This is a genomic window from Phaeodactylibacter sp. (assembly GCF_040219495.1).
Taxonomy (GTDB): domain Bacteria; phylum Bacteroidota; class Bacteroidia; order Chitinophagales; family Saprospiraceae; genus Phaeodactylibacter.
In genome coordinates, this window is record NZ_JAVJSK010000109.1 from 23,031 (window position 1) to 45,308 (window position 22,278).

Consider the following 22,278-nt stretch of genomic DNA (forward strand, 5'->3'; position numbering starts at 1 on the left):
CATCATCTACAGACTTATGAACTGAGTTAACCCATGAAAGTATTAAAATTCGGCGGTTCCTCCGTCGCTAAACCCGAACGCATCCTTGGCATTGTTGATATCCTGAAAGGCTACTACACCAAGGGCGAGAAATTTACCGTAGTGTTTTCGGCCTTCGGCGGCGTCACCGATTCACTCATTGAGATGAGCACACTGGCTGCGAAAGGCGATGAAGCCTATCAGGCCGCCTTTGATGCTTTCCGGCAGCGGCATAGCGATACCGTGGATCAACTTTTGAATGATTCTTTCAAAGCTACCGTCCTGCCAGAGTTGGAGCGTAGCCACGAAGTCCTCAAGAATTTGCTCTATGGCATTTTTCTGGTCCGGGAAGCTTCATCGCGGACGATGGACTACGTGCTCAGCTTTGGAGAGCGCAACGCTGCTTTTATTATCGCTAATGTACTCCGGCAAAGTGGCATCAGTGCCAGCTACCTTGATGCGAGGCGCGTTGTCAAAACGGACAAAGCCTTTGGTGCTGCACGGGTAGACTTTAAGCTGACCTATCAAAAAATCCGGGAGCACTATGCTCAGCACCCGGACGTGCAGGTCGTCACAGGGTTTGTCGCTTCCGCTAAGGGAGGGTTGACCACCACCCTGGGCCGGGGTGGGTCTGATTATACCGCTGCGCTTATTGCTGCTGGCCTTAACGCAAGCGTAATTGAAATCTGGACCGATGTCAATGGAGTGCTTACTGCTGATCCACGCAAAGTGAAACGCGCATTTACAATTCCGAGTATGACCTACGCGGAAGCTATGGAGATGTCGCACTTTGGGGCGAAGGTGATCTACCCGCCTACGCTTCAGCCGGCACTGCTAAAAAAGATTCCATTATATATTAAAAATACTTTTAATCCGTCTTTTGAAGGCACGCTCATCTCCGATCATGTCAACCCGGACGGGCATGCGGTGAAAGGCATCTCTTCCATTAGTCATGTGGCGTTACTGACGCTATCAGGTAGCGGGCTATTTGGGGTGCCGGGCATTGCCGGGCGTTTGTTTTCTTCTTTGGCAGCAGCCGGGATCAACATCATCCTGATCACGCAGGGCTCTTCGGAGCACTCCATCAGCTTTGCCGTTCAGCCTGCTGTGGCGAATAGGGCGCGCAAACGGGTGGAAGAAGAGTTTGAATACGAAATGAGCATGAAGGTCATCTCGCCGGTGAAGATCGAGGAAGACCTTTCGGTAGTTGCGATCATTGGGGAGAATATGCGGTATCAGCCGGGTATTTCCGGCCGTCTTTTCCAGGCGCTCGGGCACAACGGGATCAACGCCGTTGCGATTGCGCAGGGGTCTTCGGAACTGAACGTTTCGGTGGTCATCAACCGTTCTGATGAAGCCAAAGCCCTGAACGCGCTGCACGAATCTTTTTTCCTGTCGGATACCAAAGAGCTGCACCTGTTTATGATTGGGGTGGGGCTGATCGGCAGTACCCTGATTGAGCAAATCAAAGATCAGGGCGCGTACCTCAAAGAAAAGCGGGGGCTGGAAGTGCGTATCGTCGGTATGGCCAACAGCCGGCAGATGCTCTTCCGGGAAGAAGGCATTGATCTGGATAACTGGAAAGCGGAATTGGAGGAAAACGGAATGGATATGGACCCCGCTATCTTTATTGGAAAGATGAAGGAGCTCAACCTTTCCAATACCATATTTATTGACAATACCGCTAATGCTAAAATTGCTTCCTTTTACGAAGACATCCTCAACACTAGTATCAGTATTTCCACTCCCAATAAGATTGCTGTCTCTTCGGGCTTTGCCCAGTATCAGCGCCTCAAGGCCATTGCCGCCCGGCGCGGGGTACAGTTTATGTACGAGACTAATGTAGGTGCAGGCCTGCCTGTGATCTCTACCCTGAACGACCTCATCATCAGTGGCGATCAGATCCTGAAAATCGAAGGTGTTGTCTCGGGCTCGTTATCCTACATCTTCAACAACTTTAAGGCAGGCACGAGCTTCAGCGAAATTGTCAGGAAAGCTCAGGAGCTGGGCTATACCGAGCCCGATCCCCGGATTGACCTCAATGGGCTGGATGTGCAGCGCAAGCTGATCATTCTTGCACGGGAGACCGGGCTTCCTTTGGAAGCCAACGATGTGGAGATTGAAAACATCCTGCCTGCTGCCTGTCAGGAAGCTACATCCGTTGAAGTATTCTTTGACGCGCTTTCTGCTGCCGACAACCACTTCGAGCAATTGCGTGCGAATGCTGAAGCCGAAGGCAAAGCCCTGCGGATGATTGCGAAGCTGCAAGGCACAAAGGCTACAATCGGGTTAGAAGCAGTAGGCCCCAGCCATCCTTTTTACAGCCTCAGTGGCAGTGACAATATGATTGTCTTCACCACGGAGCGTTACAAGGACCGCCCGCTCGTGGTGCGCGGGCCCGGCGCCGGGGCTGCCGTGACGGCTGCCGGTGTATTCGCAGAGATTATTACCATTGGAAATTACCTCAGCTAATGAATCAGGAAGTACGTGTTTTTGCGCCAGCTACCGTCGCTAATGTAGCGGTAGGTTTTGATATTTTAGGCTTTGCGATTGACGGTCCTGGAGACGAGGTAATTGCCCGCCGTACGGATCGGCCTGGCCTTCAAATCACTTGTATTACTGGCGATGGAGGGAAGCTCCCGCTCGAGGCGGAGAAAAATACAGCCGGCTTTGCTGCCCGGCGTTTACTGGAGCAGCTTGGAGAAGCAGCACTGGGCGTGGAAATGGAAATCCATAAAAAAATGCCTTTTGGCAGTGGGCTGGGGTCGAGTGCAGCGAGTGCAGCGGCGGGCGTTATGGCCATCAATGCCCTTCTGGGCATGCCGGTGCCCAAGCTGGAGTCGCTGCACTGTGCGGTATTGGGGGAGCAAATTGCCGATGGGGCTTACCACGCTGATAATGTCGCACCGGCTTTGCTGGGCGGTATCATTTTGATCCGGGCAAATCAGGGGCTGGATGTGCACCGCCTGCCTATCCCCTCCGAGCTATACGCTGCGGTGGTTTATCCGCACGTGCGTGTCCTTACCAAAGATGCCCGCGATGTGCTCAGCCCCACCACTACCCTGCCCCAGTGCATACAGCAGACCGGTAACCTGGGCGGGCTGATTGTGGGCTTGTACGAGTCAGACTACGCACTCATCGGGCGGTCTTTGGAGGATGTCATCATTGAGCCACAGCGGGCCCAATTGATACCTGGTTTTGCAACGGTCAAGCAGTCTGCTTTGCGTGCGGGGGCGCTGGGCTGTAGTATTTCCGGCGCTGGGCCGTCAGTTTTTGCCTTGTGCAAAGGCGCTGCCACCGCGCACCGTGCCGGCGAAGCCATGCAAAAAGCCTTTTTAAATCAGGATATCCCCTGCGACCTATACGTCTCTCCCATTAATCAGGAAGGCGCAAAAACCATAGAGCGATCATGAGACTTTACAGTACCAAAAACAGAAACGAATTTACCGGTCTGAAAGAAGCCGTTTTGCGCGGGCTGCCACCGGATAACGGGTTGTACATGCCGGAGTCCATTCCCGCCCTTCCCACTTCCTTTATCCGCAACCTAAAAGACTACTCCTTTCAGGAGATTGCTTTTACCGTTACGAAGACCCTCTTCCAGGGGGCGATCCCGGATGCCGATCTGCGCAACATCACCGATACCGCCATCAACTTCGAAGCCCCGTTGGTCGCTTTAAATGAGCGGCAGCACATACTGGAATTATTCCATGGCCCGTCTCTTGCGTTCAAGGACTTCGGGGCCCGGTTCATGGCGCAGCTCATGAGCTATTTTAATCAGGGCGCGTCTCAGGAATTGGTCATTTTGGTGGCTACTTCCGGAGATACAGGCGGGGCGGTAGCTGCGGGTTTTTACCAGACACCAGGCACGCGCGTGGTCATCCTCTACCCCAAAGGTAAGGTATCGGATCTGCAGGAAAAGCAGTTGACTACCCTCGGGCACAACATCAGCGCTCTGGAAATCGAAGGTACTTTTGACGATTGCCAGGCGATGGTCAAGCAAGCCTTTTTGGACCCCGTGCTTACCGGGCGTATCCGCCTAACCTCAGCAAATTCTATCAATATTTCCCGTCTGGTGCCACAGTCGTTCTACTACTTCGAGGCCTTTAAGCAACTCTCCGATACGGATGAAGTCGTGTTTTGTGTGCCCAGTGGTAATTTTGGCAACCTCACTGCCGGTTTGCTGGCGCAGCGCATGGGCCTGCCCGTACAGCATTTTATCGCCGCAACAAATATCAATAAGGTGGTACCGGAATACTTGCAAACCGGTAACTACAGCCCCCGCCCCTCTGAGCGCACCCTCAGTAATGCGATGGACGTAGGTAACCCGTCTAACTTTGCCCGCATGCAGGATTTGTACCACGACCTGGAGGAACGTTCCACGTGGAACAATATGAAAGCCTCCATTAGCGGCTATGCTTATACGGATGAAGCCACCCGGGCAGCCGTGAAAGAAGTGCACGACCGCTACGGTTATATCATCGACCCGCACGGTGCCGTCGGGTATTTGGCACTACAGGAGTACCAGAAAAGCCACGCCGGGGCGAATGGCGTCATCCTGGAGACGGCTCACCCTGCCAAGTTTTTACCAGACGTAGAGGCTATACTTGAGCAAAAGATCAAGGTGCCGGAGCGGCTGGCCAAACTAGCCAAACGGGAAAAGGTGGCTGACCTGATGCCGCCTGAATTCGCCCCTTTTAAAGACTGGCTGCTAAAGCATCTGGGCTGACCTGTAGGTATAAACCGGACTATGGACCTCGTTTGAAAACCGATTCTTCTACGTACCGGCTTATTTTGCATTATGGATTCAATCGAAAAAAGGATGGAACAGGCGTTGAAAAAGCGCCGGCAAGCAGGGCTACAGCGGGAGCTCCCCTCCCCTGTCGACGGTCATGCAGACTTTTGTTCTAATGACTATCTGGGGCTTGCCCGGACTTTGCCGGACACTATAGGTCCGTTGCCGGGAGCCACCGGCTCACGACTGCTAAGTGGCAATTCGCGGCTCGCTGAGGACGTAGAGCAATTAGTTGCAGATTTTCATCACGCTGAAGCTGCCTTGTTGTTCTCTTCTGGCTACGCTGCCAATATAGGCCTGTTGCCTGCCGTGGTAAGCCGGCAAGACACCATCATTTACGATAAGCTACTGCATGCTTCTCTCAGGGATGGCATAAAGTTGACACAAGCCCGTGCCTTTAGTTTTGCCCATAACGATCTCAGGGACTTTGCCAAAAAGCTTGCTGCTGCCGATGGAGAGAAATGGGTGGTTGTCGAAAGTGTTTATTCTATGGATGGAGATCAGGCTCCATTAGTTGAAATCGCTATGCTTTGCCAGGATTATGGGGCGAACCTCATCGTCGATGAAGCGCACGGTACAGGGGTTATAGGAGAGCATGGCGAAGGTGCGGTGCGCGCGTTGGAGTTGGAAGATTTGGTTTGGGCGCGGGTGCACACTTTTGGTAAAGCCGTGGGAAGTCATGGTGCCGCTGTTCTTGGTACCCAATTACTGAAAACCTATCTGATTAATTTTGCACGCTCCTTTATCTACACGACGGCTTTGCCCCCGGTCACTTTGGCCCATATCAAACTGGCCTACGGGAAGATGGCAGAAACAGGGCTTGTGCAGGCATTGCATGAAAGAGTACAATACTTTTTAGGACAATGCCCTGATCAGGTTCGGCAGCGACTCATCTCAAGCAATACGCCTATTCAGGCGGTGCTTTGCCCCGGCAATGCCGAGGTACAGGCTTTAGCAAAAAGCTTACAAGAGGCAGGGATGGGCGTACTGCCTATACGCTACCCTACGGTGCCCCGGGGAGAAGAACGCCTTAGGGTATGCCTGCACACGTTTAATACCAATGAAGAAATCGATCGGCTTCTCTTTACATTGAGCAGTTGTTTTCGCTAGTGCCCTCTTACCGGATAAACAGTAGGCTTGATACGTTGGGCCAGTATTGTGGGAAGGGGCCGCGCGATTTTAATCCTGTAATACCCCCCTCCGCGCATCAAGTCTATTCACTGCGGTCATTTGAATTTTTCTACAGCGGTTCATTTGTAAAGAATATTGGGGTATTGACAGTAGGAATCACTCATTAAAATGAACAGGTTTTGAGCAGAGTCGGAAAAATAGGGATTGTCGGCTGGGGAAGCAGTTCTGCCTTGGGCGGGACGCCAGGAGAAATTTGGAAGCAATACTTAAGTAATAAAACCTGTATAAAGCGTTCGTCTGCAGATGGTACCTGGACCGCTCCATTGATGGCATCTGAAGAAGTACAGCTTCAGCAAATAAGAGCTACCGAAAAGGGCTATCAGCGCCTCGACCGTTCGGTTTTGCTTGGCATGCTGGCTGCAAAACGGGCGGTGGATGCTTCCTTCTGGGAAAAAGGGAAATCGATGGGGCTCTATATCGGTTCATCCCGGGGGGCAACAGGTGTTTGGGAAACGCATTTCAAAAATTTCCAATCTCAAAACGGTATACTACCTCCCCACGCCTCCCCGCTAAGTACTGCGGGCAACCTGGCTACGCATACAGCCCAATATATTGGGGCAACGGGTTTTAGTTCCGACAACTCCATCACTTGCAGCAGTGCCATGCATGCCTTCGCTAATGCGATGGTATGGTTGGAGTCTGGGCGTTACCAGCGGTTTCTTGCCGGTGGAGCGGAAGCACCGTTAACGCCTTTTACGATTGCACAAATGAAAGCCTTGAAAATCTACGCCGCTTCCCAGCCTTCCCGCCTTTATCCCAACCGTTCTCTGGACCTGGACAAAACACAGAATACCATGGTCTTGGGAGAAGGGAGTGCTCTATTTGCACTGGAGCGTTCACCCAGCTCCGCTTTCGCCTGGGTCAGCGGTTTGGGGTATGCTCGTGAAGATATTGCATCTATGACTGGTGTGTCAGGAAATGGGCTGGGGCTGCAGGCTGCGATGCGTCAGGCCTTGGATGAAGCCGGTATTGTTTCTGTCGATGCCATCGTGTGCCATTGCCCGGGTACCCGCCTGGGGGATCAAAGCGAGAATGTTGCTGTTCGTGCAGTGTTTGGGAAAAAGATGCCGTCGCTGACTTCGAATAAGTGGAAAATTGGGCATACGTTGGGTGCCTCCGGTGCGCTTAGTTTAGAATTAGCCTTATTGATGATCCTGCAACAGGAGTTCATACCGATCCCCTATTTGGCCTATCCTGCTGCAAAAGGCCCAATCCGGTACGTGATGGTTAATGCCTTGGGCTTTGGTGGCAATGCAATTAGTGTAGTCCTTGAAGCACCCTGATAGGGTGAATGTATAGGAATAGATGCCAGGTGCAGTTCATCTTTTCCTATTGCCTGTGTATGTTTTGTTCCACGTGGAACATATGACGGCTATACAACTATGCCTCGGTTTCTGCTGTTAGAAAACCGTGAAATCCACTATTTTTGTAGCCGCACGATTAATCTAAATTCAAATTGAAAAATTAGTATGAAGCAACTACTGTTATTGCCGCTCCTGTCTTGCCTGGCACTATGGGCATGGGCGCAAGAAGAAAACACCAATACCAATAAGTTCAGGCAGCTGTATACAGAGCTGCCTACGCCTAATGTGTACCGCAATGCAGCCGGCGCTCCGGGGCATGAATACTGGCAGCAAAAAGCAGATTATGTAATTGACCTGGAGTTGGACGACGAAAAGCAGCGTATCTATGGTGAGGAGGTGGTCACTTACACCAATAACTCTCCTGACCCCTTGGAGTATATCTGGGTACAGCTCGATCAAAATATGCGGGCAAAAGATTCGGATACTTACAAAATTCAGCAAAGCGATATGGACGACCGGATGTCCTCCGGGCAGTTGAAGCGCCTTACGCCTACTTTCGATGGTGGGTTTAAACTGGATTATGTGCAGGACGCAAATGGCAAGCCCCTGCCCCACATCGTTAATAAAACGATGATGCGCATCGATCCGCCTGCGCCTATTCAGCCCGGTGAGCAGTTTGCTTTCAAGGTGAAGTGGTGGTACAATATCAACGACCGTATGGAAATTGGCGGGCGTTCGGGTTATGAGTACTTCGAAGAAGATGACAACTACCTGTATACAATTGCGCAGTTCTTTCCGCGTATGGCCGTCTACAACGATGTAGAGGGCTGGCAGAATAAGCAGTTTTTGGGGCGGGGCGAGTTTACACTGCCCTTTGGCGATTATGAAGTGAATATCACCGTGCCTGCCGACCATCTTGTGGCGGCTACGGGCACCTTGCAAAATGCCAATGAAGTCCTTCCCCGCGATAAGCGCAAAAAACTGGAGGAAGCACGGGCAGAAAGAGAAACGCCGGTAATCATTTATTCCGAAGCGGAAGCCCGTGAGAACGAAAAGACAAAGGCTGAGAAAAAGAAAACCTGGACGTTTGCTGCCGAAAATGTGCGGGACTTCGCTTTTTCGGCTTCCCGTAAGTTTATCTGGGATGCGATGGGGGTTGAGCAGAGTGACGGCAGTGTGGTTATGGCGATGTCGATGTACCCCAAGGAGGGTAACCCCCTGTGGGAGCGCTACTCTACCAAAGCCGTTGCGCATACCCTGAAGTGGTACTCGCATTACACCTTCGACTACCCTTACCCGGTAGCCTGGTCTATTCATGCCAAGTCCATCGGAATGGAATACCCGATGATTTGCTTCAACTTTGGCCGGCCGGAGAGTGATGGCACCTACAGCGAGCGCGTGAAGTATGGTATGATTGGTGTGATTATCCATGAAGTAGGGCACAACTACTTCCCGATGATCGTCAACTCCGATGAGCGGCAGTGGACCTGGATGGATGAGGGGTTGAATTCATTCCTGCAGTACCTGGCTGAGCAACAGTGGGAGCGTGATTATCCCAGCCGCCGTGGACCAGCCTACAAAATCGTGGATTACATGAAAGGGGACAAATCAAAGATTTCGCCCATCATGACCAACTCAGAATCCATCTACCAGTTTGGGAATAATGCCTATGGTAAACCGGCAACGGCTCTCAATATCCTGAGGGAAACCATCATGGGCAGGGAGTTATTCGACTATGCCTTTAAGGTGTATTCCAACCGATGGATGTTTAAGCACCCCTCTCCTGCTGATTTTTTCCGTACTATGGAAGACGCTTCTGCTGTAGACCTCGACTGGTTTTGGCGCGGCTGGTTCTTTACGACTGATCATGTGGATATTGCACTGGAAAATGTGCAGCATTTCCGTATGAATACTCAGGACCCACTGGCTGAAAGTGAAATTTCCAAACAGCAACGGGAAGAATCCGCTCCGTATATCAGCAGTATCCGCAATGCGCAGGAAATTGAAAAAACACAGGATGAAATTGACCCTGCACTGCGCGACTTTTACACGGAGTACGATCCGCTGGACTTTAATATCCTGGATAAGGAAGAATACGACCGCTATCTTAACAGCCTGTCTGCCGAAGAGCGGACGATGCTGGAAGCAGGCCAAAACTTCTATGAACTGACGTTCCGGAATGCAGGGGGCTTGGTGATGCCTATCATCGTACAGCTGCAGTTTGAAGATGGTACCAAGGAAGACCATTATATACCTGCCGAAATTTGGAAAATGAACGATGAGGTAGTGAGCAAAGTCTTTATCACGGAAAAAGAGGTGGCTCAAGTTGTCCTCGACCCTTACCTGGAAACAGCTGATGTGGATACAGGCAATAACTATTATCCACCACGGACTCAACTCAACCGCTTTGAGATGTTCAAGCGCCGGGGGACTAGCCGCTGGGGTGGTGGTGAAAACCCAATGCAGCGTGCCCGTCGCGCCAAAGAAAAAGAAGAGGGGACCAACTAACTGGTTTTCCTGTTAGATTGGACAGATTGAAAGAGGAGCCCGGCTTACGCAGGGCTCCTCTTTCTTTTTGGGGTTGAAATGTTAAATTTTACCCTGAGAATGAATGCACAGGCACTGGTTTTTAGAATTTTATTTATGTATAGTGATTTTTGTTAAAATGTCTTTGTTTATTGCTGATTATTAAGAGGTTGTGTTGTTAGTGCAGGGTTTTATTTTCCGTTCAACCGATAGGTTTATAGAAAACAAAGGCCGTATAATTCGTTTATTTTTGTCTTTCCTGTACGACGGGCCTGTCTGCTGCAAGGAAAAGCGTCTTTTTAGAACAAAAAAAGGAGTCATCACTGATGACTCCTTCCAAAATAAATACGGGGGAAAACTAATATTTAGTCTTCAAAGCTGCAGACGATGTTTCCGTCTTCGGTCAGAATGACGTCGTACTCGTCTTCGTCGTTGTCGTTTTCCACTTCCACCCAGTATTGTACAGTACCATCTGCCAAAGTCAGGATTTCAGCATCATCGATTTGGAAGCCGGGGTATTCAGCGTTCAGGGTAGCCACTACAGCTGCCGGTAGTGATGTGGTACTGATATCGTCTCTTTCGAAGAGGAAGTTGCCGTCGAGATCAAAGTAGAGGTCGCGGTCCTGACTGCCCATTTCGATTTCCACCTCCAGGATGTTGGTGTTGTTGCAGTACTCTTCCAGGTAAGCCTCGTCAACCTGATAGCCAGGATAGTTGCTGTTGATGAATTCGCTTACGCCACTTGGTAAGTTGTTGACTTGATCGTCATCGTCGTTGTCATCATCATCATCATCATCATCATCATTACCGTTGTCATCGTCATCGTCATCATCGTCATTACCGTTGTCGTCGTCATCATCGTCGTCATCATCGTCATCATCGTTGCCGTTGCTGTTTTCGCTGCAGGCAAATACGCCGTCGATAGAGAAGTAGACTTCCAGGTCATCGTACAGTTCAACTTCGAAAAACTCCAGGCCGTACTCTACATCGATGCTGACTTCATCGATAGCCATGCCGGGGAATTCTGCCTCGAGGTAATCGAGTACTTCCTGAGGCAGGTCACTGATGCTGATGTAAGTATCATCGTTATCCGGGCCGGCGCTGATGAGGGTGCCGCTTGCATCAAACAGGAGTTCGTACTCTGCATTGAGGCTGTCGAGCTCTACCCCGAAGCGCACGTCGCCATTTTCCAGGTAGCGGTCAACATCATCCACTTCCCAGTTGGGGTAGTTTTCCTGAATGTAGTCTTGCGCAGCGGTAGGCAGGTCACTGTAGCTTGCATCCACGCCGTCCTCACAGGGGCTAAAGACTGCATCGGGGTTAAAGACTGTACTAAAAGGGCTTCCACCAGGGGAGCTGTTGTCGTCAAGTAAATTGCAGCTGCCAAGTGTCAAAGCGGTGATGAGCGCGAGGGCTCCAAAGATCAAATTTTTCATAGCACTAAATTGATTTTAATAAGTTCGAATGTTTTTGGGATTATGTTTCCCTTTTGATTACGCTACAAAGATGCAGGCGAAAAAATCCTCTCACAACTACAAAAAGATAGATTTGTCAATGCAATAAATAGATCAGTGCTTTATATTTTTAAGAAATAGTACCTTTAGATAAGGGTTAAAGGCTTTTTTATTTGTAATTATTTTAATATGTAAATTTTATTTGTCAATAAAAGAGAGCGGGAAATAAAATAAATGACCCTGTTTTTGCCTAAAAAAAGGGGCAAACAGCCCCTTTTTATCTGATAAAAGCAAAAAAAAATGCCGGCCCAGATAAGCAAGGCCGGCATTTTTTATTATTGCTTTGCAGCATTTTTACTACTGCTTTGCGACACTTTTCACGGCGCGCCGCTGTCCGGCTACCGCCTCTACATGGTAAATACCCGCAGGGAGGAAGTCCAGCTCCAGCTCCGGGAGCAACTGTGTCGTCTGAAAGACGGCCTGTCCTTTATTATCCAGGATACGGATCAGTCCTTCCGCTTCGCTACCGGTTGTATTCCAGTTGAAGCGGACCTGCTCCGTAAAAGGATTGGGGTACACATCGAAAAGGGTAGGATCATTGGCCAGTTCCTGCCGCGTACTGCTGATTTCTTCCAGCTGATAACGGTAATTGTTATTCGGCAGGTAGCTTAGGGTACCATTAACATTAGTAGGGCCGCCAAGCAAATATACCCAGCCATCCAAAATGAAAGAAGTTGGCGCCCAGCGGGAAACACCCGGGTGAGCGGGCATTTCTTCCCATTGATCAAGCTCCGGGTCATAGGACCAAAACTCGCCATCCTCCATAGAAGTGTGGTCGCCACCATCGCCGCTCAGTACATACCCTATACCGCCATGCGAAAACTGTGTGCCCGCTACGCGGCCTTCTGCCGGCAGGGTTGCCATCTGCGTCCATTCTTCCGTTGCCGGATCGTAGCGGTACCATTCATTAGAGATAAAGTTGTCACCATGGCCAAAGCCCGTGTAGACGTAATCGCCGAGGCCAAACTGAAAAGGATGGTGGCGGCGTGCACCGGGGAAATTTGGTTTTTGGCTCCAGGTATCGGTAGCCATATCATACTCCCACCAGTCTCTGAGGTTGCCATTTGATGATCCGCCCATGCCTACGAATATCTTATCGTTATGCGCAATGAAGGCCGGGTGGATTCGGGCTTGGCAGGGGCAGGGAGCCAGCTCTGTCCACTCGCCAGTCTGTGGGTCAAAAACCCACAGGTCCCGCATGTAAGCAGACCCACTGAAGCCAAAGCCAAAGTAGGCCTTACCGTCCCAAATATCGCCGATACCAAACCCACGGTTGCCGCCGGGGAAATCGTCCAGCTCTGTCCAGGTGTCTGCCTGCGGGTCGTATTCATAAAAGATATCGAGGTAGCTAAACTCATCTGCGCCGGCTACAAAGTAACCTTTACCGTCAAGGGCAAAACCGTAGGAGTGGTCGGTTACCAGGTTGTTGGGCAAAGGGGCTATTGTGTCCCACTCTTGCTGAGCGGTCAGGAATAGCGGGGTTAGCAAAAGCATTAAAAAGGAAAAAATTCTCATACTGCTCAATTTGTTAATAGGTCTATTAATAGTATATGGTGTTCTGTTAATCAATAGTGTGAATATGAGACACTATTGGATAGTATTGGTTGACTAAAACCGAAAAAGAAGTGATTTAGTCGGCTGCCAGTCACGGATTTCATGACTTTGTCCCAAAATCTAAGTTCTCTAACCCACACTTTTCCGCAGTAAGCGTATAAAGTTTACTTTTGCAAGACCCAAAATGCAACACATGTCAATGGATTATAAAAACCCAAAACTGGTGCTCGAAACCGCCAAGGTACAGCCCGGCCATAGTATATGGCGCAGCCCTTCTAATCTGGCCATCGTGAAATACTGGGGCAAGCACGGGCGGCAGCTGCCGCGAAACCCTTCTATCAGTTTCACGCTCGACCGTGCCTATACGGAGACTGAAGTGTCGTACGCGCCCAAAAAAGGCGCAGACCGGGGCATCGCACTCGATTTTTACTTCGATGGCGCACCCAATGAAGCTTTTGCTAAAAAGGTCAAAGCTTTTCTGGAAAGCCTTACTGAAATCTTCCCTTTCCTGGCACAGCTCGACTGGACCATACGTTCCACGAATTCCTTTCCGCACTCTTCGGGCATTGCCTCTTCGGCTTCGAGTATGAGCGCGCTGGCCCTATGCCTGTGCACGATAGAGGACGAACTCTTCGGTACCCTTGGTGATGATGACGCCTTTCGGCAAAAAGCCTCCTATGTAGCGCGCCTGGGCTCTGGCAGCGCGAGCCGGTCGGTCTATGAAGGGCTCGCCATGTGGGGGGAGATGGGCGAAGTGCCGGGGTCTTCTGACCTGCACGCTATACCTATGGCCGGGCAGGTGCACGACGTATTTAATACCTACCACGATGCCATCCTGATTGTCAGCAAAGGCGAGAAATCCGTATCGAGCCGGGCCGGGCACGGGCTTATGGATGGGAATATATATGCCTCCAACCGCTATCAGCAGGCCCGGCAGCATATGCACGACCTGTTAGGCGCGCTGCGCACCGGCGACGAGGATCACTTCGGGCGCTTGCTCGAGACTGAAGCGCTCACCCTGCACGCGCTCATGATGGCTTCCAACCCGCCCTATATTTTAATGCAGCCCCACACCATCACACTCATTAATAAGGTGCAGGCCTACCGGCAAGACACCGGCCACCCGCTATACTTCAGCCTCGATGCCGGGCCCAACCTCCATTTATTCTTCCCGGACCGAATAAAGGAAGAAATTGAAAACTTTATCCATGCCGAATTGGTACCATACTGTGAAGACGGGCGTTGGATCGCTGATCAGGTCGGCAAAGGGCCGCTTCAACTCTAGCCTAAGTCAGTTAAAAGTAAAAACTATGCGTTTCTTTTCCATTGTGATTGGCGTACTTATGCTGGGCCGGCCGGCCTGCGCCCAGCCGCCTGAAGACCGCCCGCCGGTAGGCAACCCCCGGTTTGATCAGAAAATCAGCAGCATGTTGAGCTTCACCATCCCAACAATTGGCGTTCAGGAGGTTAGGGATATTCAGGAGGAAGTTTATATCTTTGATGCTCGAAACCGGGAGGAGTACAACGTGAGCCATATCGAAGGCGCCCGTTTTCTTGGTTATAAAAACTTAGAAGAACAGGCACTCGAAGGAGTGCCCAAAGATAGCCAGGTGGTCCTGTACTGTTCGATTGGCTACCGCAGCGAAAAAGTGGCGGAGCAGCTCCGGAAAAGGGGCTTTACAAATGTACACAATCTCTACGGCAGTATTTTTGAATGGGTCAACCAGGGGTTGCCCGTTGTGGATACCACCGGCGAACAAACCAATAAAGTCCATACCTATAATGCCAACTGGGGCAAGTGGGTGGATAAAAAGCAGGCTGAAAAAGTCTGGTAATCATCATCAAATCAAATTCTTTATGGATTTATTTGCAAAGTTTTTGGAAGACAGAGGCCCACTCGGCAAGTGGTCCCGTACGGCACACGGCTATTATACCTTTCCCAAGCTGGAAGGCGAGCTGGGCAGCCGGATGCAATTCCAGGGCAAAGAAAAAATCGTTTGGAGCGTTAATAATTACCTGGGCCTGGGCAACCACCCGGAAATTCGGAAAGTAGATGAAGAAGCCAGCCGCGACTGGGGCCTGGCTTATCCTATGGGCTCCCGGATGATGTCGGGCGAGACGGCTTACCACGAAAAGCTGGAGCAGGATCTGGCGGAATTTGTCAGTAAAGAAGAGGTGCTCCTGCTCAACTTTGGCTACCAAGGCATTATGTCTATTGTAGATTCGCTCCTTACACGTAAGGATATTGTGGTCTATGACAAAGACTGCCACGCTTGTATTTATGATGGTATACGTATGCACATCGGCAAGCGCCTGCCCTTTGAGCACAACGATATTGAAAGCTTCGAGAAGCAAATTAAGAAGGCGAAGGTCTTCCAGGAACAAACCGGCGGCGGTATCCTTGTCATCACAGAGGGGGTATTCGGTATGCGCGGGGATCAGGGTATCCTGAAGGAAATCATCGCCCATAAGGAAGAATATGGCTTCCGGATACTGGTGGACGATGCCCACGGTTTTGGTACACTCGGTGCGACCGGTGCGGGTGCTGGCGAGGAGCAGGGCGTACAGGACGATATTGACCTCTACTTCAGTACCTTCGCAAAGTCTATGGCGAGCATTGGTGCTTTTGTAGGAGGTGATAGCGAGGTGATCGAGTTCCTGCGCTACAACCTACGCTCTCAGATTTTTGCCAAATCGCTTCCGATGCCGCTCACGATCGGCAATATCAAGCGCCTTGAGATGCTGCGCACACGCCCGGAGTTCAAGAATAAGCTTTGGGAAAATGCGAACAACCTGCAGAAAGGGCTGCGCGACCGTGGCTTCGACCTGGGCAACACGTCGAGCTGCGTCACACCGGTCTACATGCACGGCTCGGTAGAGGAAGCGATGGTGCTGGTAAAGGACCTGCGCGATAATTACGATATCTTCTGCTCTGTGGTGGTTTATCCGGTGATTCCGAAAGGGATGATCCTCCTGCGCCTTATCCCAACGGCTGCACACACGCAAGATGATATAGATCAGACTATTGAGGCGTTCACCGCGATTTATGATAAACTGAAGTCCGGTGCTTACGCTAAGCAAGCGGAGCTGATCAAGCCTGAATAAGGAAAGATAGTATTTACTACCTATTCAATCGGATGGCGGTCAACTGACTTTGCCATCCGATTTTTTTTGTCCGTAGTGTATCTGAAACACCAGCCACACTTCCCACGGAAAGGTTAGTCGTGGAGTGAGATCAGTCCTCTAATAAGGCTAGGTGCCTACTCCTCAAATAGCATAAACCGGAAGCAAGTGTAGCGAAGTTGATAGAAAAGCTATTGGTGCAAGACCCGGTAGAAGAGGAGCGATTGAATAAGCGCTACTAAAAAAGGAGAGGCAATGCCTCTCCTCCAAAAGCCTCAGTCACCATGTAAATTCGATCCTGAAAAAAATCAGGACGAACTACAACAGAAATTCTTGTCACTATCTATTGAGTAATTCGATTCAAATCGATAGTAAAACTACCAATAAACAGCGTGTTCGAATTTTTGTTTGCAGTGGTGACTTATTTTTTTTGTGCTTAAAAGCCGTCTCCGTCGAGCAGGTCGCCAAGGCCGCCGAGTACACTGCCTTCGCCCTTTTTGCCACCACCGTAGTGTTTGGACGCCCGTAGGACGCGGTCTGCCAGGCGGCTGAAAGGCAGGGATTGTACCCAAACGCTGCCCGGCCCCTGAAGGCGGGCATAAAACAGGCCTTCGCCACCAAAAATAGCATTGCGCACACCGCGCACCATCTCAATATCGTAGTCTACATCCTGCGTAAAGCCCACGAGGCAACCGGTATCTACCCGCAGCGTTTCGCCAATGGCCAGTTCTTTGCGCGTTACGGTGCCTCCGGCATGCAGGAAGGACAAGCCATCGCCTTCCAGCTTTTGCATAATGAAGCCTTCACCACCGAAGAAACCCCGGCCGAGGCGCTTAGAAAACTCAATACCGACAGATACGCCTTTGGCAGCGCACAGGAAAGCATCCTTCTGACAGATGACTTTGCCGCCATGCTCTGATAGGTCGAGGGGGATAATCCGCCCGGGGTAGGGTGAAGCAAAAGAGACGCGCTTCTTCCCGGTACCAGCATGGGTGAAAGCGGTCATAAACAGGCTTTCGCCGGTGATCAGGCGCTTGCCTGCGGAAAGGACTTTGCCCCAAAGCCCGGAGTTTTCTTCCCGGTGGCTCCCGTCACCAAAGATGGTGGCCATCTCAATGCTGTCGTCCATCATCATGAAGCTGCCGGCTTCCGCAATGACCGTCTCATAGGGGTCAAGCTCAATCTCAACGTACTGCATTTCTTCACCGAAGATCTGAAAATCTATCTCGTGTGCATTCATGGATAAGGTGTATCGTTTTTTGATCTAATAATGCTTTAAATTAAGATTTCTGCATCAGATAGCCATAATCCTTTCGAGAGACATGCCTAAATAAACGACAAGCGCCCCGCCGGAAAACTCCCGCGAGGCGCTTGAATGGTAAACCTGTTACAGGTTTACACTAATTTTCAAAACCAATTACTTCTTCACAAATGGCATCGTCTGAATGCCCTGCTCCGTGCGGATCATCAGGAAGTACTGGCCAGCTGGCAGTGCTTCCACGTTGAACTCCGCCTGCTCGCGCTCACCTAGACTGCTGTCGCGCTGACGCAGCAGCACCTGTCCGTTAGCGGAAGTGATATTGTACTCTACGAAGCTTGTGCTCTCCTTGAAAGTGATATTGGTGGTCAGCTTCTCCGCAGTTGGGTTCGGGAAGATGTCCATCTCGAAGGTTTCTGCACCTACCACGTCCTCTGTGCTGCTGGCGATTGGAGCGGTTTTGATGGCAAGCCCCAGACCTGCAGAAACGTCAGTAAACAGCCCTTTGGTGGAGAAATCCGGCGAGTTATCGCTAGGATCAAAAGAGCTTATTACAAAGTAAGGATAGTCAGCATCTGTCAATGCTGCATTAGCAGACAAAAATTCTATGTACTGCTCATGGCTAAAGGTCTCATCTACACCGATGAAAGCCTGCCCCTCACCAGTATAGCGAATACCTACGAAGTATGCAGTTGCATCTGGATTAACAACCGGACCTGGCTCAGAGAATGTATTAAAGTCAATGATAGGCAATGTCAGCTCGCCAACCTGATCAGGGAAAGTGTCAGGGAAGGCAACAGTAGATACTCCAACTGTCAGTATTTCGTCGTTGAGAGCAACTCCATCTTCATTGGCATCTGTCCATTCATACACATAAGCTTCAAATGGCTCACTAGCCAGTGTAGAACCAGATGGTGCTAGTACATCGACAATTATGGTGTCAATACGAAGACCACTACCATTAGGGAAAACAAACGGTGCCATCATTTCGAAAACACCGCCTCCGCCGGGAGAGTAGTAAATCGTCACATTCGGACGGCCCGCAGCGAAGTCCCATCCACCTTTGCAGTAGATCGAGTCGGTCACTGCGAATGTAGTGGTAACGGAGTTGTCAAAATTAAGCTGATCTGTGCTATCACTAGCCACCTGGTAAGTAGTGGTATACCGACCAATGCCATTGCCCGGAGTAAATTCAGCAAGCGTCAGGAGGCTGGAAGTAGAGTCCGGGTTGATGGTTTCATCCAACATACCTGCTTCACTGTAGACCTCAGTAGGGTTCGAGCCGTCGAGTTCTGCATACTCGATTGTAGCAGATACATTAAGGTTAGAAGCGGCGTTTGAACCATTGTTTACCATATTTGCACCGGGTACAAACGTGAAGTTCTCAGCAGTAACCTGATCGATAGGCACCACACCGTAGGGTGCAACCATTACGTTTGGCGCTGTGGCCCCCACATCATTGGGAAGGATCAGGTTGCCCATTGTGATGTTTACCGCACCACTCTCCAGAGCAGTACGGATGGCCTGACCGTCTTCATAGCTCAACATAGCCACAGGCACAGTAACACTACCTCCGTTAGCACCACCACCCAGGTTGATGACACCTACACCAGGCTGATTATTGAAAATGATGACACCAATAGCACCAGCATTTTCTGCATTGAGTGCCTTCAGACCAAACTCACAGCCACCACGGTCAACCAACGCAATTTTGCCTTCCAGCTCTGCGCCGTTTACCGCGGCCATACAACCTTGCGTTGCTGTTTCACCGGTACCGTCGTCTATAAATGCGGCATCAGCTGTGATGATCGTATCGGTAAGTTGTGTTCCCCAATCGGTTGCTACACCAAAGTTGTACCCGCCAACAAGGTCTTCAGGGGAGTTCACATAAACCACCTGCGCATTGACCATAGTGATGGCCAGGAACAGGGAAAGGATTGTAGTCGTAAAAATTTTCATAGAAGCAATTTTGATTACTAAAGAGTTTTAAACATACGATATAAAGACCGCCGGAGCGGGCTTTTACAATTTTAACTTGGTGATAGGGCTATCTAGAAAGTTCAGTGTACCGTATCAGGTAGCCGACAAAACAGGGTCGGCTCTCCATTTCAGGTTGCTAAATTAATCATTTTGTCATACTGTCCGAAAAGAATTCTTTTCCAGCTTGAAATTCATGATCTGGCAAAGGAGAACATGAACGCACCCGTACACTTAGAATAATCGTTTACGGATTCTGGTTCGCTGCGAAGAGGCTTTTATGTTTTTCCGCGAAACGTCAGGCTGCTGACATTTAACGCTGCAACTAACGATTTTCCTTCTTGCTCCATCCGGTTTAAGAGCTGCAAGCCCTGCCCTAGCTGCAGGTTGTCCAACTGACGATAGGCTGGCTTTGACCGGCTGAGATGGTTGTACCAGCAATCCTGAAACAAGTCGTCCAAGACCACGCGTTGCAGACAGTGGTCCTGCTGAATGGGCCATTGCTCTACTTGTGCCTGCTGCGGCAACTTCTCCCGGGTAAGCAAAAGGTACCACTGCTCCAAAAGCTGACGGTGGCTTTTAAGCGCTTCGAATGGCACCGGCCGCACCTGTAGGTAATCGGTCTTGCTATACGCCACGTATAGCTTGCCGGTGGATTCATCAAAATCGGCAGCTGTGACCTGATAGTGGTTTTGCTGCAGGACTTCTTTTTCGGGCGTCAGTGTTGAGAGTTCTTTCCAGTCTTCATCCGCTTCCGCAAAAAGCAACGGAGCTTTTCCACCGGGATGAAAAAGCTCCGCGCCCTGCTTTAGTAAATGATTGAGTTGTTTAGTGAGGTCAGCCATTCGAAGGGTTTTACTATCCAAATGGCTGGGTTGCTGCTTTGTTCAGCTAGTGGTCTGTCAAGGCTAAAACCAGGGGTTGCCTGCGGCGACTTTTGAGGCTACTCTTCGTTGGACAACCCCTTACGTAGCGCTGCTATGCGCGGGAACATCCGCCCCCGCCTGCCTTAGTACCTAAGTACGGCGGACAGGTCGATTAGCCTCAAAATTCGCTCCCACCCAACCCATAAATTAACACTTGACAGACCACTAACCTTCCGCGTAAATGGACTCAATATCCTGCTGGTACTTATCGCGAATGACCCGCCGCTTCAGCTTCATCGTTGGCGTAAGCTCGGCTGCCGTACCATCGGTCCGGCTGGGCTCCCAGGAAGTAGCGATGAGGCAGAATTTCTTGATCTGCTCTATTTTGCTAAAATTGGGATTGTACTGATCGATGATCGATTGGTACTTGGCAATAACTTCAGGTTGCTGTACCGCATCCTGCATACCTTTCCACTCCACCCCATGACGGGCGCACCAGTCTTTGAGTGCATCTTCAGCGGGCAGAATGATAGCGGAAACAAATTTGCGCTGCTCACCAACCACCATCACCTGCTCCACGAGGAAGTCTTCCTTGAGCTTGTTCTCGATTGGAGCCGGAGCTACATATTTGCCGCCGGAGGTCTTGAGCAGCTCTTTCTTCCGGTCGGTAATTTTCAGGAATTGCTGCCCGGCAGGGCCAGGGACAAGGGTGCCCACATCACCGGTACGGAACCACCGCTCCCCGTCAATATCTTTGAAAACCTCAGCAGTAGCTTCGGGTTTGTTGTAGTAGCCCATCATTACGTTAGGGCCTTTGGCCAGGATTTCCCCTTCTCCGGGGTTGTAAACACCGTCTGAGTCATCGATGCGTAACTCCACACTCTTCAGGGCAGGGCCGATGGTGCTCAGCATAGCGCCGCCTGGCCTGAAGTGCCCGATCGCAAGACCAGGAGAAGTTTCGGTAAGCCCGTAGCCTTCCCGGATCGGCACGCCTGCCGCAGAGAAAACCTTGGCCATTTTTACCGGGCAGGGAGCCGCACCGGTAATAATCCCCTTGACGTTTCCACCCAAGGCTTCCCGCCACTTACTGAAGATGAGCTTGTCGGCAATCTTCAGCTTCAGGCCAGCAAGGCCGCTGTACTGTTTGTCGTATTCGTAGTCTTCCGTAAGGCTGAGCGCCCAGAAAAACAGCGATTTTTTCACGCCAGTCAGTTCAAGGCCTTTGTTGTAAATCTTTTCGTAGACTTTTTCCAACAGGCGGGGGACGGTGGTGAAAAAGTGCGGCTGTACGGCTTTCAGGTCTCCTTCGTCTCCGCCGAGGTTGTCCGTACCGGTAAAGGTGATGCTCGCGCTCAGGAAGGTGTAAGAATAGAGCGCCGCCCGCTCGAAAATATGGCAGAGAGGGAGAAAGCTCAGCACTTTGTGTTCGTTGTCGATCGGAAAGATGTCCATCACATCCGTCACGTTGCTCACGATATTGCGGTGCGACAGCATGACACCTTTAGGCTCGCCCGTGGTGCCTGAGGTATAAATAATGGTGGCCAGCTCACTTGGCTTGATTTTGGCTTTGATGGTTTCCACTTCCTTTTGCCCTTCCTCTTCGTACAGGTCTTCCCAATACAGGCGCCCGTCCTGACGGTCGAAGGTGTAGATTTCCTGAAGCGAAGGTACATTTGCCTTCGCCTGATTAACTTTATCGTACAAGTCATCCTTGCCCATAAAGGCGTACTTCACTTCTGCATCGTTGAAGATGTACTCGTACTCGCTCGGGCTGATCGTCGGGTAAACCGGGACATTGATGGCACCGATCTGTTGAATACCCAAGTCCAGGACCACCCATTCCGGCCGGTTTTGGTAGACGGCCATCGCAATTTTATCACCTGGTTTTACTCCGAGCTTGAGTAAGCCCCGACTTATTTTATTGGCTTTGTCAATTGTTTCCTGGGTGCTGTAATATACCCATTGTCCGTTTTGGCGGTATCCGTAAGCCTTCTCCTGAGGATTATGCTTAAGCTGATACTGAATAAAATCAAATAGCCGAGTTGGATGGTCCATAATGTCCTGCAAGTTTTGGTTAGGTACCCGAAAGATAGTTGGCAGATAGCAAATGTGCGAAATAAAGCAGCAAAGATATGAATAACAGCCAACAATTCAT

At 50.5% G+C, this 22,278-nt stretch carries 15 protein-coding genes; 9 read left to right on the top strand and 6 right to left on the bottom strand.

Annotated elements, in window-relative coordinates:
- Window positions 1-33: 33 nt before the first annotated feature.
- The 6 genes from thrA (at window position 34) to RIC19_RS17320 (ending at window position 9,813) form a co-directional block, all read left to right on the top strand.
- Window positions 34-2,490: a bifunctional aspartate kinase/homoserine dehydrogenase I gene (gene thrA, locus RIC19_RS17295; protein ID WP_350179603.1), complete on the top strand. Its 2,457-nt coding sequence runs from the start codon at window positions 34-36 to the stop codon at window positions 2,488-2,490.
- Window positions 2,490-3,431, top strand: coding sequence for a homoserine kinase (locus RIC19_RS17300; RefSeq protein WP_350179604.1), 942 nt, complete (start codon window positions 2,490-2,492; stop codon window positions 3,429-3,431). Before thrA ends, RIC19_RS17300 begins: the two co-directional genes overlap by 1 nt.
- Entirely contained in the window at window positions 3,428-4,744 is a 1,317-nt protein-coding gene (gene thrC, locus RIC19_RS17305; RefSeq protein ID WP_350179605.1) for a threonine synthase, read from the top strand. Before RIC19_RS17300 ends, thrC begins: the two co-directional genes overlap by 4 nt.
- 72 nt (window positions 4,745-4,816) lie before the next feature.
- Window positions 4,817-5,920 carry an aminotransferase class I/II-fold pyridoxal phosphate-dependent enzyme gene (locus RIC19_RS17310; RefSeq protein ID WP_350179606.1) on the top strand — a complete coding sequence of 368 codons (1,104 nt, stop codon included), beginning with the start codon at window positions 4,817-4,819 and terminating at the stop codon, window positions 5,918-5,920.
- A 200-nt stretch (window positions 5,921-6,120) separates the two neighbouring features.
- Window positions 6,121-7,284 carry a beta-ketoacyl synthase N-terminal-like domain-containing protein gene (locus RIC19_RS17315; protein WP_350179607.1) on the top strand — a complete coding sequence of 388 codons (1,164 nt, stop codon included), beginning with the start codon at window positions 6,121-6,123 and terminating at the stop codon, window positions 7,282-7,284.
- 186 nt (window positions 7,285-7,470) lie between these two features.
- A complete protein-coding gene (locus RIC19_RS17320; protein ID WP_350179608.1) occupies window positions 7,471-9,813 on the top strand; it encodes a M1 family metallopeptidase in 2,343 nt (780 codons plus the stop codon).
- A gap of 383 nt (window positions 9,814-10,196) precedes the next feature.
- Here the strand turns inward: RIC19_RS17320 and RIC19_RS17325 are convergent, their stop codons facing one another.
- Both RIC19_RS17325 and RIC19_RS17330 read right to left on the bottom strand, forming a co-directional pair.
- Entirely contained in the window at window positions 10,197-11,267 is a 1,071-nt protein-coding gene (locus tag RIC19_RS17325; RefSeq protein ID WP_350179609.1) for a PepSY-like domain-containing protein, read from the bottom strand.
- 375 nt (window positions 11,268-11,642) lie between these two features.
- On the bottom strand, window positions 11,643-12,860 hold the full coding sequence (locus RIC19_RS17330) for a T9SS type A sorting domain-containing protein (protein WP_350179610.1): 1,218 nt from the start codon (window positions 12,858-12,860) through the stop codon (window positions 11,643-11,645).
- Between the two features lie 232 nt (window positions 12,861-13,092).
- Here RIC19_RS17330 and RIC19_RS17335 point away from each other — a divergent pair, with 232 nt between their 5' ends.
- Genes RIC19_RS17335 through RIC19_RS17345 form a run of 3 tightly spaced genes read left to right on the top strand, consistent with a single transcriptional unit; the run spans window position 13,093 to window position 16,004 of the window.
- The gene (locus tag RIC19_RS17335) at window positions 13,093-14,184 is read left to right on the top strand and encodes a diphosphomevalonate decarboxylase (protein ID WP_350179611.1); all 1,092 of its coding nucleotides are present in this window, start codon (window positions 13,093-13,095) and stop codon (window positions 14,182-14,184) included.
- Window positions 14,185-14,209: 25 nt separating this feature from the next.
- A complete protein-coding gene (locus RIC19_RS17340; RefSeq protein ID WP_350179612.1) occupies window positions 14,210-14,734 on the top strand; it encodes a rhodanese-like domain-containing protein in 525 nt (174 codons plus the stop codon).
- Between the two features lie 22 nt (window positions 14,735-14,756).
- Complete coding sequence (locus tag RIC19_RS17345) at window positions 14,757-16,004, top strand: aminotransferase class I/II-fold pyridoxal phosphate-dependent enzyme (RefSeq protein WP_350179613.1); 1,248 nt, start codon at window positions 14,757-14,759, stop codon at window positions 16,002-16,004.
- 454 nt (window positions 16,005-16,458) lie between these two features.
- Here the strand turns inward: RIC19_RS17345 and RIC19_RS17350 are convergent, their stop codons facing one another.
- The 4 genes from RIC19_RS17350 to RIC19_RS17365 form a co-directional block, all read right to left on the bottom strand.
- On the bottom strand, window positions 16,459-17,262 hold the full coding sequence (locus RIC19_RS17350) for a TIGR00266 family protein (RefSeq protein WP_350179614.1): 804 nt from the start codon (window positions 17,260-17,262) through the stop codon (window positions 16,459-16,461).
- A gap of 177 nt (window positions 17,263-17,439) precedes the next feature.
- On the bottom strand, window positions 17,440-19,239 hold the full coding sequence (locus RIC19_RS17355; protein ID WP_350179615.1) for a T9SS type A sorting domain-containing protein: 1,800 nt from the start codon (window positions 19,237-19,239) through the stop codon (window positions 17,440-17,442).
- A gap of 296 nt (window positions 19,240-19,535) precedes the next feature.
- Window positions 19,536-20,102, bottom strand: coding sequence for a hypothetical protein (locus tag RIC19_RS17360; RefSeq protein WP_350179616.1), 567 nt, complete (start codon window positions 20,100-20,102; stop codon window positions 19,536-19,538).
- 246 nt (window positions 20,103-20,348) lie between these two features.
- Entirely contained in the window at window positions 20,349-22,178 is a 1,830-nt protein-coding gene (locus RIC19_RS17365) for an AMP-dependent synthetase/ligase (RefSeq protein ID WP_350179617.1), read from the bottom strand.
- Window positions 22,179-22,278 lie beyond the last annotated feature (100 nt).

Bases quoted from the DNA above. Each gene is read 5' to 3' on its own strand.
- thrA (WP_350179603.1), top strand. From the start codon at position 34: ATGAAAGTATTAAAATTCGGCGGTTCCTCCGTCGCTAAACCCGAACGC.
- RIC19_RS17300 (WP_350179604.1), top strand. From the start codon at position 2,490: ATGAATCAGGAAGTACGTGTTTTTGCGCCAGCTACCGTCGCTAATGTA.
- thrC (WP_350179605.1), top strand. From the start codon at position 3,428: ATGAGACTTTACAGTACCAAAAACAGAAACGAATTTACCGGTCTGAAA.
- RIC19_RS17310 (WP_350179606.1), top strand. From the start codon at position 4,817: ATGGATTCAATCGAAAAAAGGATGGAACAGGCGTTGAAAAAGCGCCGG.
- RIC19_RS17320 (WP_350179608.1), top strand. From the start codon at position 7,471: ATGAAGCAACTACTGTTATTGCCGCTCCTGTCTTGCCTGGCACTATGG.
- RIC19_RS17325 (WP_350179609.1), bottom strand. From the start codon at position 11,267: ATGAAAAATTTGATCTTTGGAGCCCTCGCGCTCATCACCGCTTTGACA.
- RIC19_RS17330 (WP_350179610.1), bottom strand. From the start codon at position 12,860: ATGAGAATTTTTTCCTTTTTAATGCTTTTGCTAACCCCGCTATTCCTG.
- RIC19_RS17335 (WP_350179611.1), top strand. From the start codon at position 13,093: ATGTCAATGGATTATAAAAACCCAAAACTGGTGCTCGAAACCGCCAAG.
- RIC19_RS17340 (WP_350179612.1), top strand. From the start codon at position 14,210: ATGCGTTTCTTTTCCATTGTGATTGGCGTACTTATGCTGGGCCGGCCG.
- RIC19_RS17345 (WP_350179613.1), top strand. From the start codon at position 14,757: ATGGATTTATTTGCAAAGTTTTTGGAAGACAGAGGCCCACTCGGCAAG.
- RIC19_RS17350 (WP_350179614.1), bottom strand. From the start codon at position 17,262: ATGAATGCACACGAGATAGATTTTCAGATCTTCGGTGAAGAAATGCAG.
- RIC19_RS17355 (WP_350179615.1), bottom strand. From the start codon at position 19,239: ATGAAAATTTTTACGACTACAATCCTTTCCCTGTTCCTGGCCATCACT.
- RIC19_RS17360 (WP_350179616.1), bottom strand. From the start codon at position 20,102: ATGGCTGACCTCACTAAACAACTCAATCATTTACTAAAGCAGGGCGCG.
- RIC19_RS17365 (WP_350179617.1), bottom strand. From the start codon at position 22,178: ATGGACCATCCAACTCGGCTATTTGATTTTATTCAGTATCAGCTTAAG.